The sequence below is a fragment of the Xylanibacter sp. genome (genome assembly GCF_057607445.1).
Genome location: NZ_DBLZAX010000016.1, coordinates 13223 through 27504, shown reverse-complemented (window position 1 = coordinate 27504; position 14282 = coordinate 13223). Strand labels below are relative to the sequence as shown.

Sequence of the window (14282 nt, the reverse complement as noted above, 5' to 3'; positions counted from 1 at the left end):
ATACGGTTTTGCGGATAATTAACCGCAGATTTTGCGGCTTATTATCCGCATGAAATAGTAAAATCAATATTTATCAGCATTTTAGATATGACTTATGATTTCCATTCACCATGCAGATAATCATTGACTTTTCAGATTGAAACAGCCTGCTTATTATATACTCACGTAATTGTTGGGCCGGATAAGTATTAATCTGAAAGGCAAGCGCAAATATCATTTCCAAGTTATAGACTACCTGATACCCCTCTTTTAACGGAATACGTTGTTCTGCGGTGAATGGTTGCAATATCCCAAGTTTATATATTCTTCTTTTCGCAGCCCTTAAAGTCGGTGCAACTACATTGAACAAGCCGACAAGTTCGGCTTCGTCCATACGAATCTTATCAGGATGGACAGCAGGAATAACAATCCTGCCGTCCTCCATTATATGGATAATGTCTCTTTTCATAAGCTATAGGCAATTTGAAAGTATATCCCTTACATTATTCATATCTTTCAGAATGGAACTGTCGAGTACCCTTGCATAGTGTTGCGTCATCTTGATATTGGAGTGACCGAGCATTTTGGCTACATTCTCAATGCTGACTCCATTGGCCAAACAGACAGATGTAGCATACGAGTGGCGGGCGGTGTGTGTAGTTAGGTTCTTCTTTATCAGACACAGGTCGGCAATCTCTTTCAGGTAACTGTTCATCTTCTGATTGCAGGGGACAGGCAGCAATACTCCTTTCTTTTTGCAGGCAGGATAATCTGCATATTTTCTCAGGATTTCCAAAGGAATATCCAACAGTGGGATATTACACATGTTCTTTGTTTTCTGACGTGGCTTCCTGATCCACAGGTTGCCGTTGTTGTCTTTTACGATATGCTCAGGGGAAAGTTGTTGCACGTCGATGAAAGCCAGACCGGTAAAGGCGGCGAAAATAAAAACATCACGGACTACGGTGATTCGTTCCAGAGGAAACTTCTTGTGGTAGATGGTCAGCAGTTCATCCATAGTAAGAAACTCACGGATTACTTCTTTTTCGTGGAACTTGATACCGATAAACGGGTCTTTGGCTATCCATTCATTGGCCAGTGCCAGATTGGTAATCTTCTTCAGACATTTCATATAACGGATAACGGTATTCTGCTGACATTCCTTTTCCGTCTTCAAATAAAATTCAAAGGCAAGTACCAGCTCACCGTTGACTTCCGCCAGCGGCAGATCATCCTTTCCGTATTTCTGTCTGATAAGTTCGGCAAGATAGCGCTTGCAGCTTTCATAACGGCGAACGGTAATCAGGGCATAGTCTTTCCCGACCAGGGCACGGCATTGATCGTTGTGCTCCTGCATGGTACCGATGAGAGTGCGTACCGCTTCCGGTTCTTTGTCCTGTCCGAAAAATATTTCCTGTAACAGACGTGCCGTTATAGGCTGGTTCTGTTCTTCCAGCTCACAAAAAATCTGATGTAATTTGATTCTCGCATTTTCGATATAGGCATTCAGATCACATGACTTGCGGCTTTTGCCTCTGGCGGATTCCTTAGCCTGACTCCAGAGAGACGGGTCAATGCTTTTGCGGATGTTGTTTTCAACTCGCGTACCATCTACAGTGATACGCATACAAACGGATGCTTCTCCGTTTTTCAGCAGCTTGGTCTTCTTCAAGAAGAAAAGCACATTGAATGAACTTCTTTTCATTTTCCTACAGTTTTTAGTTTGGACAAAAGTAGGAAACCGACCACGTTTTCTTGATGCGCAAAACATTGCAAATCAGTGAAAAAGACTCTAATTCGGTGGAGATTTTTGCTCCACCTTTTATCTCCACCTTTTGCTCCACCTCAAACGGTAATATTTTGCCGTTTTTTGCGTGCCGGGGGAAAACAAAAAATCCCGATTTCGCTTGGAAATCAGGATTTTACTGTCTTTTGCTTTTCTTCAAAGTGGTGCCACCAGGAATCGAACCGGGGACACAAGGATTTTCAGTCCTTTGCTCTACCAACTGAGCTATGGCACCATCGTTATTGCTTGATTGCGGGTGCAAAGATATGCCTTTTTTGTTAATCATACAAATTTTTGAGCATTTTTTTTGAAAAAAATGCACGAGTTTCAAAAAAATGCTTTACCTTTGCACTCGCTTTTAAGGCATCGGGATTTAGCGCAGTTGGTAGCGCACTACGTTCGGGACGTAGGGGTCGCTGGTTCGAGTCCAGTAATCCCGACCAGAAGAGGTCAACAGGTTGGAGACAGCATGTTGGCCTCTTTTGGTTTTTGAAACTTTATTAAAGTTGGATATTTGGACAGAAAGACACAATAATTATGTATATTTGTATGCCCGTTGTATCATTACGGGGGCATGGCTTGTGCTTTAAGCATGATGATTAAAATGCTGAAGCCGGTGGAGTGGGTGTCTTTATAATATAAAGTATGTCTTTGCCCGGACGGCAGTCGGTTTGCTGCGACAGGCATAACAGGGCTGACAGACTTATAAATAATATTGCAGGTTATGAAAATATCGGTTATTGGTGCCGGTGCCATGGGTGGAGCCATGGTGGAAGGCTTTGTCAAGTGCGGGATGTTGGCGGCAGCCGACATCACTGTTTCGGCTCCTCATGAAGCGACGCTAGAGCGCTTTAAAAGTCTCGGAGTTAATGTTACTACTGACAACAAAGCAGCGACAGCTGCAGGCGATGTGGTGTTTGTCGTGGTGAAGCCATGGCTGGCAGAGCAGGTTATAGGCGAAATACGGCCGGCAGTTGACTACAGCCGGCAGACCATTGTGTCGGTTATGGCCGGCGTAAGCGGCAGTCTGCTTAAGGAATGGCTTCGTGGAACAGACGGAAAGCTGCCCCGGCTGTTCATAGTGATACCCAACATAGCCATTGCCGTGAAAAGTTCGATGACGTTTATCGTTCCGGTTAATGCAGATGAAGAAGCCACGGCTGCAATGGCAGCCCTGTTTGACTCAACCGGATTGCAGATGGTTACGGAGGAACAGCTGCTCGGAGCTGCCACTACGCTTGCATCGTGTGGCATAGCCTACGCCATGAGGTATGTCAGGGCTTCGACAGAAGGCGGCGTTGAACTCGGATTTAAGGCGCGTGACGCGCAGCGGATAGTGATGCAGACGATGAAGGGAGCCGTAGGCTTGTTGCAGGCCAACGGCAGTCATCCTGAAGTTGAGATAGACAAAGTTACTACGCCCGGAGGCATGACGATACGCGGACTTAACGAAATGGAGCATGCCGGATTTACGAGTTCTGTGATACGCGGGCTGAAAGCCGGAATGTCGAAATAAGACAGAAACTTCAAAATGAATTTCTGATAACAGTGAAACCTGTATATTAGATAAATTATAATGCAAGTTTTATCCGTAATTTACGGATTGTAGAATATTTCGCTGTTTAAGTTTCTTTTTTTTCAAATTTAATTGTTACTTTTGGCAAGTTATATTTGGAGCCTGTGCAAAGGTGAAGATAAGAAATGCTCATGGCGGATGCTATGCCAATGCCTCTGTCGGGATTAGCCGAAAGGCACTTGGCGCTTAGCCTTGTGAGTATGCAGCCGGTTTGCTCTTTGTGGGCGATGAGGCTGTGAACGTTGAATATTTTAAGGCAACAGAATCTGATTTGTTGAGCAGGTGTAAGACGATACGGCATCTGCCATGCGTGATGCGCAGGCCTCCTGTCGCACTTTGCAGAATACAGGACTGCAAATCTGCTACACTGTCTGACGGAAAGTCAGACGTTTTTATGAACTTTCAGGTATTAGGGAAATTTTTAATAAAAAGATATGAATACATTTATAAACGTAGAAGATATCGGCAATCTGCAGCAGGCACTTGCCGAAGCACAAGAAATAAAGAACGACCGCTTTAAGTATCAGCATCTTGGCAAGAACAAGACGCTGATGATGATTTTCTTCAACAACAGTCTGCGCACACGACTCAGCACGCAGAAGGCTGCCATGAATCTTGGCATGAACGTGATAGTGCTCGACGTAAATGCCGGTGCATGGAAGCTGGAGACAGAGCGCGGAGTAATAATGGACGGCGACAAGAGCGAGCACCTGCTCGAAGCCATTCCGGTGATGGGCTGCTATTGCGACCTTATCGGTGTGCGCTCGTTTGCAGGCCTGACCGACCGCGAGTATGATTATGCCGAAACCGTGCTCCATCAGTTTATCAAGTACAGCGGCCGTCCTGTGTTTGCCATGGAAACGGCAACGGTGCATCCTCTTCAGGCTTTTGCCGACCTCATTACCATTGAGGAGCACAAGACAAAAGCCCGTCCGAAGGTTGTTCTGTCATGGGCACCCCATTGCCGTGCATTGCCGCAGGCCGTTCCAAACTCGTTTGCGCAGTGGATGAACGCTGCCGACGTAGACTTTGTTGTCACTCATCCCGAGGGTTATGAGCTCGATCCGAAGTTTGTTGGCAATGCCCGTGTTGAGTACGACCAGATGAAAGCTCTTGAAGGAGCCGACTTCGTTTACGCCAAAAACTGGAGCTGTCCCGGCGTGACCAGTCCGGCTGACTATGGCAAGATATTGAGCAAGGACATGTCGTGGACAATAGACGCGGCACACATGGCTGTTACAGATAACGGCAAGTTTATGCACTGTCTGCCCGTACGCCGCGGTCTTATCGTAACAGACGATGTGATAGAAAGTCCTAATTCGCTCGTCATTCCAGAAGCAGCCAATCGCGAGATTTCAGCTTCTGTGGTAATCAAGCGAATGCTCGAGTCATTATAGAATTCTACATTTTAAATCATATTTGCTAACGGAGAATGCAGGCCGATGATGACAAGTCGGGTCTGCATTCTTTATGGCTACAACCGGAAATAGTTCAGGCATTTATATATTAATACTCATTTTACTGAGTAAAAGGATATATTAAAAATAAAAATGGATAACATTGTCATACAGATGATCATACTCCTGCTGCTTGTAGTGGCGGGATTTGTTTCAAACAGATGCGGACTTATGGGCGGCGATTTCGACCGTAAGTTGTCAGGTTTTATTATCAACGTGTCGTGTCCCTGCCTTATCATATCGTCAGTGATGGGCGACGTTTTTCCCGACCGGGGCATGATATTGCCATTGCTCGGCGTAGGCATGATTACTTATGTACTGCTGTTTTTGATAGCCTATTTCCTTCCACGCTATTTTGTCCGCAAAGCCGACTATCGCGGAATGTATAGTTTTATGCTTATGTTTGCCAACGTTGGTTTTATCGGCTATCCCGTTGTGGCATCAATCTTTGGCAGCCAGGCCGTATTCTATGCCAGTCTGCTCAACATCCCCAACACACTTTTCATCTTTATTGTCGGTCTGTCGTTTGTCCTTGGAAGCACAGACGGACACAAATTTAATGTCCGCACGCTGTATTGTCCGCCAATGGTGGCGTCTTATGTCTCGATAGTTATAGTGGCCCTTGGACTTGATTCTATACCGAGGGTTGTGTCTGAGCCGTTTCATCTTTTGGGAGGCATCACCGTTCCGGGAGCGTTGCTTGTTATCGGTTCTTCGATGGCCCAGATGGATACCCGCCATATACTCGGCACAAGGTCGGTCTATGTCATGTCGGCCTTCCGTCTCTTGATAATCCCCGTAGCCATATATTTCCTGTTGCGCCTTTGTGGAGTAGACGAGACAATCAACCGCATCAACACCGTGCTTATTGGCATGCCGGTGGCCTCTTATGGCACGATGTTTTGCCTGAGATACGGGCGCGATGAGAGCGAGATGGTTGAGGGCACGCTGATCACTACCATTCTTTCCGTTGTCACCATACCTTTGCTTACGCTGATATTTTGATGCGCAGATGTTGACCGGTGTGAATGAAATATTATGTCTTTGATATCAATTTTGTGATAAAAAAGCTGTTTTTGCGTATGCTTTAAATTTTAAAGCATTATTTTTGCGCCTAAAAAGAATATCTGCTTATGGAAAAATATGCTGTTCTGTCGGCCGTTGCCAGGGGAAATTTTTGGGAGCGGCTGTGCCATCTCTACATGAAGACGGGCGATTATGTTGATATGGAGAATCTTGAAAACCGCCATATCGTTTATGTTAAGGTGTTTCTTAGCGACATCCGCAACCAATATGCCGCTCTGCTCGAGTCGCAGCTGTGGCACGACTATCTTTCGCATGTGCCGTGTTCCGTGGTAGGGCAGGCTCCGCTTGACGGGTCGAAGGTTTCGCTTCTTGTATGCACGTCAGATGCTTCGTCGGCTTCTTCGTTTTGCAGCTTAAGGCTCTGCGGGACCGACCTGGCCGGTAAGGATGCCTATGGGCAGGCTGTGGCTCTGTTCGAAAAGTTTGTCGGCTCGGCTCATCTTGCCGATGACGCTTCAGGAGTTGGCTGCCTGCGCGTGTGGCTTTATGTGGCTGATACTGACGGCTGTCTTGATGCCGTTGAGAAGGCACGCGACGACGTGTTCGGGCGTCATGGCATTGATGCCGGCAAATTGCGTATGGCGGTTACGGTTGTTGGCGGCGTAACACATGCCGACGGAGCCGTGGTGGCTCTCGACTTTCTGTCGTTTGGTGGCGATGCCAAGGCTGTCGTTCCTCCTTGCTCTGATGAAGGCTCGGCAAAAGATGAGTCTGCCGCAGTCTATGGCTGTATAGACCTTGGCGTAGATTTAGGCAGCGGATTGCGTGTTGACATCCCGCCGTTCGTACTTCCTTCTGCGACTGATGCCGATATGAGTCAGCTCGATGTGCGCCAGTATACCGGACAGATTCTTGGCGACATGGGCGTAAGGCTTAAGCGCTACGGTCTGACGATGAACCACGTAAGTTGCTTTGTGGCTTATCTTCGTGACTTTTCTGACTATACCGATGTCGACCGTCTGCTCTCCATGGCTTTCCCTTATGTGCCTCACGTCATTGTATGTGCCGACGGAGCCGGCGGCTGCTTGCCGGTGATGATAGAGTGTGTGGCCGAGAGGCCTGCCGAGGCCTGAACGGGGCCTATCTGTCATGTACATCGACATTTACGTCTGTCACAATGTCTGTATATACGGAATATTTGTGAATAATCAATGATTTTTATTAAAACAAAGGCATTTGTCGCTTTTTTTGCTTATGTTTGCATAACATATTATGCCTGCTTTGCCGGGCATTTAAGAGTTAGGAGATAAAAAAGAAATCATAAAAACAACAAAACCGAAAAGAAAAAATGAACGAAGAAAGATTGTATGATCTCATACGCGAGAAAGAAAACATCGCGTCGGTAGCCTTCCCGTCGCTTATGCGCAAGGTTTACGTGTGGATGACTCTGGCCCTTGTCATAACAGGCTTTGTGGCTTATGGCGTGGCTTCAAGTCCCGGCATAATAACAGCCCTGGTGTCTAACAAACTGCTGTTCTGGGGCTTGTTCATAGCCGAGCTGGCTTTGGTATGGACTGTTTCGGCACGCATCAACCGCCTGTCGCTCACCACAGCCACACTGCTTTTCATCCTTTATTCAGCCCTCAACGGAGCCACGCTGTCGCTTATTCTGCTCGTATATACAATGCAGTCTATTGCCAGCGTATTCTTTATCACGGCCGGCACGTTTGCCGTTATGGCAGCCATAGGCTATTTCACCAAGGCCGACCTGTCTTCATTGGGCAAGATACTTATGATGGCCCTTATCGGTCTGATCATTGCCACTGTGGTCAACGCCTTCCTGCTTAAGAGCGGCGGCTTCAGTCTTATACTTAGCTACGTCGGCGTACTGATCTTTGTCGGTCTTACAGCCTACGACACTCAGAAGATAAAGCAGATGCTGATTATGGCAGACGATGTTAACGAGGAGACACAAAAGATAGCCCTTTTAGGCTCGCTTTCGCTCTATCTCGACTTTATCAACCTCTTCCTTTATCTGCTCAGGATATTCGGAAACAGCAGAGAATAAAAGATTCATCAGTTGCGCCTTTTGACGGTGCAAATTATAAGTGTTGAGGCAGGATGCAGTTGTGCATCCTGCTTTTTTGTTGAATATATATTCAGAAATATGTGAAAAATAGTTCTGTTGGCGTATTTTTATACAAAAATGTTTGTATATATACGTGAATGGTTGTATATTTGCAAACATAAATGAATAAATATACAGGCAAATGAAATCAAAGAACGGTAGATTACAGACTTTGCGTATGCTTATCTCAAGCCAGGAGCTTTGTTGTCAGGACGAGGTGCTCAAGGCTCTTGAGAAAGAAGGCTACAAGGTTACGCAGGCCACGTTGAGCCGCGACATGAAACAGCTTAAGGTGGCAAAGGCTACAAGTTTGAGCGGCAAATACTTCTATGTGCTGCCCAACGAGACGATGTATAAGCGCGTGTCGAGCCCTAAGACGGCTGCCGAGATGCTGCTTACGTCGGGATTTATGTCTATCAACTTTTCTGGCAACATGGGCGTTATTAGGACACGTCCGGGCTATGCCAGCAGTCTGGCTTACAACATCGACAACAGTGGTATACCATTGATATTGGGCACTATTGCCGGCGATGACACTATTTTTATTGTCATAAAGGACGGTGTGAGGCACGGAGACATTGTGGCCGAGCTGCGCAACGTCATTCCTGACATAAAATAAAGGTGGCAATAGATAATAAATAACAGAAACTTTTTAATATAAACAATGTATCAATGCCGGTTTCGTCCGGTCTTTCCCGTGCCTCATTTGGTTCGGGCAGGGGCTTGACGTCCTTTACGGCAGAAACGTTACAATGATGAAAGAAATTGAAGTAATGGTGGCTGATGCGTCACATGAGAAATATGTTGACACCATTCTCGATACAATGGCGGCAGCCGCCAAAGTGCGCGGAACGGGTATTGCCAGCCGTAGCCATGAGTATCTGGCAACCAAGATGAGAGAAACCAAGGCCGTTATAGCCCTGTGTGACGGAAGGTTTGTCGGCTTCAGCTATATTGAGACATGGGGCAACAAACATTATGTAACCACTTCGGGACTTATCGTTCATCCCGACTACAGGGGCATGGGCGTGTCGAAGCGCATAAAGGACATGACCTTCACGCTGGCCCGCACACGCTGGCCTAAAGCCAAGATATTCAGCTTGACGAGCGGTTCGGCCGTGATGCGCATGAACACGCAGCTGGGCTATCTGCCCGTAACCTTTGCCGACCTTACTGACGACGAGGCATTCTGGCGCGGATGTGAGGGCTGCATCAACGTAGACGTGCTGAAGCGCACGGGCCGCCGCTACTGCATCTGCACAGGCATGCTTTACGACCCGGCCGAGCACGAGGGCGACAAAACTCCGATAGAGTTGCCCGCAAACGTTATTGAGAGAATTAAAAGAATTGGAAACTGATTAAAAAACATATTTGTTATGGCAGACAAGAAAAAAGTAGTTGTGGCATTCTCAGGTGGACTCGACACCTCTTACACAGTGATGAAACTATCGCACGACATGGGCTATGAGGTCTATGCAGCATGCGCCAACACTGGCGGATTCAGCGACGAGCAGCTCAAGCAGAACGAGGAAAACGCCTACAAACTGGGCGCAAAGGAGTATGTCACGCTCGACGTTACACACGAATATTATGAGAAAAGTCTGAAATATATGATTTTCGGCAATGTGCTCCGCAACAACTGTTATCCCATTTCAGTGTCGTCAGAGCGCATCTTCCAGGCCATTGCCATTGCACGCTACGCAAAGCAGATTGGTGCCGACGCCATTGCTCACGGTTCAACGGGAGCAGGCAACGACCAGATACGTTTCGACATGACGTTCCTCGTTATGGCTCCGGGCGTTGAGATTATCACGCTTACACGCGACAAGGCTCTGTCGCGTAAGGAGGAGGTCGACTATCTTAACGCTCACGGATATTTTGCCGACTTCACCAAACTTAAATACTCTTATAATGTTGGCATCTGGGGCACGAGCATCTGTGGCGGCGAGATTCTCGACTCGGCACAGGGACTGCCCGAGGAGGCTTACCTGAAGCACGTTACACGCAACGACGAGAGCGAGCTGCGCATAGAGTTCAAGAAGGGAGAAATAGTTGCCGTCAACGGCGAGAAATACGACGACAAGGTTAAGGCCATACAAAAGATTGAAGAGATTGGCGCTGCTTACGGTATAGGCCGCGACTGCAATGTTGGCGACACTATCATCGGCATAAAGGGCCGTGTAGGCTTTGAGGCTGCCGCTCCGAAACTGATAATAGAGGCTCACCGCATGCTCGAGAAATATACGTTGAGCAAATGGCAGCAGTACTGGAAAGACCAGGTTGCCAACTGGTACGGAATGTTCCTGCACGAGAGTCAGTATCTTGAGCCTGTAATGCCCGACATCGAGGCTATGCTAACAAGCAGTCAGCGCAACGTGAACGGTACGGCCATACTGAAGCTCCGTCCGTTAGGCTTCGAGTGCGTAGGCGTTGATTCGCCCGACGATCTGCTTAAGTCAAAACTTGGCGAGTACGGCGAGATGCAGCACGGCTGGACAGCTGAAGAGGCCAAGGGCTTCATAAAGGTGCTGAGCACTCCACTGAGAGTTTATTACGGAATACACGAGGACGAGGAAAGATAACGGTATGATAGGCCGAAAATTATATTTGTCGGATAAAGACCGCAAGATTGCGGGCGTATGTGGCGGCTTGGCCGACTATTTCGGAATAGATTCTACCATTGTACGTATATTATGGGCTTTGGCCGTAATGGTGAGTTATGGCACAGGTTTCATTCTTTATCTCGTCTTTTGGCTTATCGTTCCACGAGAAAGAAATATACTTCCTTGAAAACTGCAATGATCAGGGTTGAGTGAATTTAGATAGAGTGAAAAGTGAACAATTCAAATGCTGAGTTGCTCTATAACGACAATAAAACTACAAAGCTATTGTTCTGTCGGATTTGTAATCCGACAGTATAAAGTATCAGGATCTGTGATCCGAAACTCATACCTATTAATAAAAAATAGGAAGTAGGCAAATTGAATTTAGCTTCACAGATTGTTGGCTCTTTATTTATAGCAACAAGGCATTTGACTTTAACTCCTAGCCAACTTGTTGGCGATAACTCCTCTAACTCCTTTAACTACTTTAAAATGATAAAAATCGGAATACTTGGTGCCGCCGGATATACCGGCGGCGAACTTATAAGATTATTGATAAATCATCCGCAGGCAGAGATTGTGTTTGCCAACAGCGAGAGCAACGCAGGCAATCCTGTTACTGATGTTCACGAAGGACTTTACGGCGACACGGATATGTGCTTCACGTCGGATATGCCGTTTGATAAGGTGGATGTTGTGTTCTTCTGTTTCGGTCACAGCAAGAGCCGTCAGTTTCTTCTGGAACACGACATACCGGCCAACGTAAAGATAATAGACCTCGCGCAGGACTTCCGTCTGGCTGAGCCGGGCAATGACTATGTTTATGGTCTGCCAGAAATCAACCGCGACAAGATAGCCAAGGCCAATCATGTGGCTAACCCGGGATGCTTTGCCACCTGTATACAGCTCGGTCTGTTGCCTGCCGCCGCCATGAAACTTATCAACGACGACGTGGCCGTTAATGCCATTACGGGCAGCACGGGTGCAGGACAGAAACCCGGTGCGACAACGCATTTCAGCTGGCGCAACAACAACCTGAGCATATACAAGCCGTTCAGTCATCAGCATGTGCCCGAGATTAGGCAGAGCCTCACGCAGATGCAAGGCTCGCTCGATGCCGACATCGACTTCATACCTTATCGTGGCGATTTCGCCCGCGGCATCTTCGCCACTTGCGTAGTGAAGACCGACGCTCCGGCAGATGAGATAATAGAAGGCTACAAGTCGTTCTACAAGGACGCCCCCTTCACTCATTATGTCGACAAGGCCATCGACCTGAAGCAGGTAGTAAACACCAACAAGTGCCTCGTTCACTGCGACAAGTTCGGTAACAAGCTTCTCATCACTTCATGCATAGACAATCTCCTTAAAGGTGCCGTAGGTCAGGCCGTTCAGAACATGAACATCATGTTCGGCATTGACGAAACAGAAGGACTAAGATTAAAGCCAACGGCTTTTTAAGTGAAGAGTGAAGAACGAAGAGTGAAGAAACAACGTTCGACGTTAGTCAATTCAATAGCTTAATTCACATAATGGACATGGGAACTAAAATAATAAACGAATATAACCGCAGCGATTCACCTTTACATCGGAAAAGTTATGAATTTTCGATACGGATAGTCAATATGGTGAAGTATATCAAATGTTCTGCCAAGGAATATGCGCTTACCAACCAGGTGCTTCGCTCTGGTACTGCCATAGGAGCGTTGGTAAGGGAAGCTGAATTCGCTCAAAGTTCTTCTGACTTCATAAATAAGCTGTCAGTAGCATTGAAAGAATGTAACGAAACTTTTTATTGGTTAAATCTTCTTAGAGATACTGATTTTATCAATGACAAGGAAGCCGAAAGTATGTTGCAAGACTGTAACGAACTGACTGCCATATTGGTGGCATCAGTAAAAACGGCAAAACAAAGAAATAATAAATGATATGGTGAAAAAACGAGGTGAATCAATCATAACAAAGCAATTGAATTCTTCACTCTTCGTTCTTCACTCTTAACTTAAATAAAATGACTTTATTCGACGTTTATCCATTATTCGACATTAACATAGTAAAAGGTCGTGGCTGTTCTGTTTGGGACGACAAGGGACAGGAGTATCTCGACCTTTACGGCGGTCATGCCGTTATAAGCATTGGCCACTGCCATCCGCATTATGTAGAGAAACTCAATGAGCAGCTCAATGCTCTCGGCTTCTACAGCAACTCGGTTGTCAACGACCTTCAGCGTCAGCTTGCCGAAAGGCTTGGCAAGGCGTGTGGCTACGACGACTATCAGCTGTTCCTGATCAACAGCGGAGCCGAGGCAAACGAGAACGCGCTGAAGCTGGCTTCGTTTAAGACGGGACGCACGCGTGTGCTGTCTGCCTCAAAGGCGTTCCACGGACGCACCTCGCTTGCCGTTGAAGCGACAGACAATCCTAAGATTATCGCGCCCATCAATGCCAACAATCACGTAACTTATCTTCCCCTTAACGACCTTGAGGCATGGGAGCGCGAACTGGCTAAGGGCGACGTCTGCGCCTGCATCATTGAGTGCATACAGGGTGTAGGCGGCATAAAGCTTGCCACTGAGGAGTTTGCCAAGGGACTTCAGGCAGCCTGCAAGAAATACGGTGCTGTGCTGATATGCGACGAGATACAGTGCGGCTACGGCCGTTCGGGCAAGTTCTTCGCCCACCAATGGCTCGGCATACGTCCCGACCTTATCACCGTGGCAAAAGGCATCGGCAACGGCTTCCCCATGGGTGCCGTGCTCATCTCGCCCGACTTCAAGCCCGAATACGGGCAGCTCGGAACAACCTTTGGCGGTAACCATCTGGCGTGTGTTGCAGCTCTTGCCGTGCTCGACGTTATTGAGAGCGAGCATCTTGTAGACAATGCGCATGAGGCAGGCGAATATCTCATGGCTAAACTGAAGGAACTTCAGGCCGAGGAGCCTCACATCAAGGAGGTGCGTGGTCGCGGCCTCATGATAGGTATCGACCTCGACATGCCTCACAAGGCGCTGCGTCAGAATCTTGTTTACACCCAGCACTGCTTCACGGGCTGTGCCTCAACAAACATTCTCCGTCTTCTTCCGCCACTGTGCTTCACCAAAGCCATGGCCGATGATTTCATCGGACGTCTCAAGAAGGCGTTCGCCGAGATTTAGGTTTAATATGGATTTATGGTTAATCATTATAGTAATAAATGCTTCATCCTAGGGCAGCCGACATTCTCGGCCGCCCTTTTTTGTTGAAATAAAACAGTGCTGTATTTCATGCTGGAGTTAAAGGAGTTAGAGTAGTTATCGCCAACAAGTTGGCTAGGAGTTAAAGTCAAATGCTTTGTTGCAATAAAGTAGTTCAGCAATTGGATTTTTCACTTTTCTCTTTTCTTTTTTCACTTTCGTCTGAAAACTTATTGGTTTACGATTAAAAAACGGCCCACTTTTGCATCAAAAGTGGCCCATTTACGACCCGTAAACGATAGGTTAATGATTTGAAACTAATACGCATGATTTTGCTTACAGTTACTCTTTAATCTGTATTCTTTTTACGTTTATGTTAATCATAATCCACGATTTTCCTTTCAGTTTTTGGACCTTGTCAAAATTTATTCTACTTTTTGATGTCGCCAAATTTGATTTGACCTTAGCTGACTCACCATGTCAATGTTCTTAAATCTTTACATTATGCTGATTTGTTGACTTTGTAATAGTCTGAAAATCAGTTTGTTGTAAATA

14 protein-coding genes and 2 tRNA genes are annotated in these 14282 nt (G+C 46.7%); 13 read left to right on the top strand and 3 right to left on the bottom strand.

All coding sequences use genetic code 11. The features are described from left to right. Positions 1-73 precede the first annotated feature (73 nt). From ACZMIG_RS11945 to ACZMIG_RS11935, 3 genes are all read right to left on the bottom strand, one after another. Positions 74-448: a hypothetical protein gene (locus ACZMIG_RS11945; RefSeq protein WP_278410048.1), complete on the bottom strand. Its 375-nt coding sequence runs from the start codon at positions 446-448 to the stop codon at positions 74-76. 3 nt (positions 449-451) lie between these two features. After that, entirely contained in the window at positions 452-1684 is a 1233-nt protein-coding gene (locus tag ACZMIG_RS11940) for a site-specific integrase (protein ID WP_487889608.1), read from the bottom strand. Between the two features lie 243 nt (positions 1685-1927). Continuing rightward, positions 1928-2000 (bottom strand) — tRNA-Phe (locus ACZMIG_RS11935). A 132-nt stretch (positions 2001-2132) separates the two neighbouring features. Here ACZMIG_RS11935 and ACZMIG_RS11930 point away from each other — a divergent pair. The 13 genes from ACZMIG_RS11930 to ACZMIG_RS11870 all read left to right on the top strand — a co-directional run bounded on the left by ACZMIG_RS11930 (position 2133) and on the right by ACZMIG_RS11870 (position 13709). Beyond that, positions 2133-2208 (top strand) — tRNA-Pro (locus ACZMIG_RS11930). Between the two features lie 281 nt (positions 2209-2489). Continuing rightward, positions 2490-3281: a pyrroline-5-carboxylate reductase family protein gene (locus tag ACZMIG_RS11925; protein ID WP_302354096.1), complete on the top strand. Its 792-nt coding sequence runs from the start codon at positions 2490-2492 to the stop codon at positions 3279-3281. 494 nt (positions 3282-3775) lie between these two features. After that, positions 3776-4738 (top strand): Rossmann-fold NAD(P)-binding domain-containing protein, encoded by a 963-nt coding sequence (locus ACZMIG_RS11920; RefSeq protein ID WP_053398803.1) that lies wholly within the window; start codon positions 3776-3778, stop codon positions 4736-4738. A gap of 153 nt (positions 4739-4891) precedes the next feature. Then, positions 4892-5803: an AEC family transporter gene (locus ACZMIG_RS11915; RefSeq protein WP_288950517.1), complete on the top strand. Its 912-nt coding sequence runs from the start codon at positions 4892-4894 to the stop codon at positions 5801-5803. Between the two features lie 128 nt (positions 5804-5931). Next, positions 5932-6957, top strand: a complete 1026-nt coding sequence (locus ACZMIG_RS11910; protein WP_418874267.1) for a hypothetical protein — start codon at positions 5932-5934, stop codon at positions 6955-6957. 215 nt (positions 6958-7172) lie between these two features. Continuing rightward, positions 7173-7892, top strand: coding sequence for a Bax inhibitor-1/YccA family protein (locus ACZMIG_RS11905; protein WP_021855424.1), 720 nt, complete (start codon positions 7173-7175; stop codon positions 7890-7892). A gap of 202 nt (positions 7893-8094) precedes the next feature. Further along, the gene (locus tag ACZMIG_RS11900; RefSeq protein WP_021855425.1) at positions 8095-8571 is read left to right on the top strand and encodes an arginine repressor; all 477 of its coding nucleotides are present in this window, start codon (positions 8095-8097) and stop codon (positions 8569-8571) included. 136 nt (positions 8572-8707) lie between these two features. Beyond that, positions 8708-9310 carry a GNAT family N-acetyltransferase gene (locus tag ACZMIG_RS11895; RefSeq protein WP_125105346.1) on the top strand — a complete coding sequence of 201 codons (603 nt, stop codon included), beginning with the start codon at positions 8708-8710 and terminating at the stop codon, positions 9308-9310. 18 nt (positions 9311-9328) lie between these two features. Continuing rightward, positions 9329-10534, top strand: coding sequence for an argininosuccinate synthase (locus ACZMIG_RS11890; RefSeq protein ID WP_303054425.1), 1206 nt, complete (start codon positions 9329-9331; stop codon positions 10532-10534). A 4-nt stretch (positions 10535-10538) separates the two neighbouring features. Beyond that, complete coding sequence (locus tag ACZMIG_RS11885; protein WP_302434271.1) at positions 10539-10742, top strand: PspC domain-containing protein; 204 nt, start codon at positions 10539-10541, stop codon at positions 10740-10742. Between the two features lie 305 nt (positions 10743-11047). Beyond that, positions 11048-12016 carry an N-acetyl-gamma-glutamyl-phosphate reductase gene (argC, locus tag ACZMIG_RS11880; protein WP_418874268.1) on the top strand — a complete coding sequence of 323 codons (969 nt, stop codon included), beginning with the start codon at positions 11048-11050 and terminating at the stop codon, positions 12014-12016. A 77-nt stretch (positions 12017-12093) separates the two neighbouring features. Next, entirely contained in the window at positions 12094-12483 is a 390-nt protein-coding gene (locus ACZMIG_RS11875) for a four helix bundle protein (RefSeq protein ID WP_125104883.1), read from the top strand. 83 nt (positions 12484-12566) lie between these two features. Further along, positions 12567-13709, top strand: a complete 1143-nt coding sequence (locus ACZMIG_RS11870) for an aspartate aminotransferase family protein (protein ID WP_418874269.1) — start codon at positions 12567-12569, stop codon at positions 13707-13709. The last annotated feature ends 573 nt before the right edge of the window (positions 13710-14282 follow it).

What these genes read in the sequence shown, in the direction of transcription:
- ACZMIG_RS11945 (WP_278410048.1), bottom strand. Translation starts at nt 448, where the DNA reads ATGAAAAGAGACATTATCCATATAATGGAGGACGGCAGGATTGTTATT.
- ACZMIG_RS11940 (WP_487889608.1), bottom strand. Translation starts at nt 1,684, where the DNA reads ATGAAAAGAAGTTCATTCAATGTGCTTTTCTTCTTGAAGAAGACCAAG.
- ACZMIG_RS11925 (WP_302354096.1), top strand. Translation starts at nt 2,490, where the DNA reads ATGAAAATATCGGTTATTGGTGCCGGTGCCATGGGTGGAGCCATGGTG.
- ACZMIG_RS11920 (WP_053398803.1), top strand. Translation starts at nt 3,776, where the DNA reads ATGAATACATTTATAAACGTAGAAGATATCGGCAATCTGCAGCAGGCA.
- ACZMIG_RS11915 (WP_288950517.1), top strand. Translation starts at nt 4,892, where the DNA reads ATGGATAACATTGTCATACAGATGATCATACTCCTGCTGCTTGTAGTG.
- ACZMIG_RS11910 (WP_418874267.1), top strand. Translation starts at nt 5,932, where the DNA reads ATGGAAAAATATGCTGTTCTGTCGGCCGTTGCCAGGGGAAATTTTTGG.
- ACZMIG_RS11905 (WP_021855424.1), top strand. Translation starts at nt 7,173, where the DNA reads ATGAACGAAGAAAGATTGTATGATCTCATACGCGAGAAAGAAAACATC.
- ACZMIG_RS11900 (WP_021855425.1), top strand. Translation starts at nt 8,095, where the DNA reads ATGAAATCAAAGAACGGTAGATTACAGACTTTGCGTATGCTTATCTCA.
- ACZMIG_RS11895 (WP_125105346.1), top strand. Translation starts at nt 8,708, where the DNA reads ATGAAAGAAATTGAAGTAATGGTGGCTGATGCGTCACATGAGAAATAT.
- ACZMIG_RS11890 (WP_303054425.1), top strand. Translation starts at nt 9,329, where the DNA reads ATGGCAGACAAGAAAAAAGTAGTTGTGGCATTCTCAGGTGGACTCGAC.
- ACZMIG_RS11885 (WP_302434271.1), top strand. Translation starts at nt 10,539, where the DNA reads ATGATAGGCCGAAAATTATATTTGTCGGATAAAGACCGCAAGATTGCG.
- argC (WP_418874268.1), top strand. Translation starts at nt 11,048, where the DNA reads ATGATAAAAATCGGAATACTTGGTGCCGCCGGATATACCGGCGGCGAA.
- ACZMIG_RS11875 (WP_125104883.1), top strand. Translation starts at nt 12,094, where the DNA reads ATGGGAACTAAAATAATAAACGAATATAACCGCAGCGATTCACCTTTA.
- ACZMIG_RS11870 (WP_418874269.1), top strand. Translation starts at nt 12,567, where the DNA reads ATGACTTTATTCGACGTTTATCCATTATTCGACATTAACATAGTAAAA.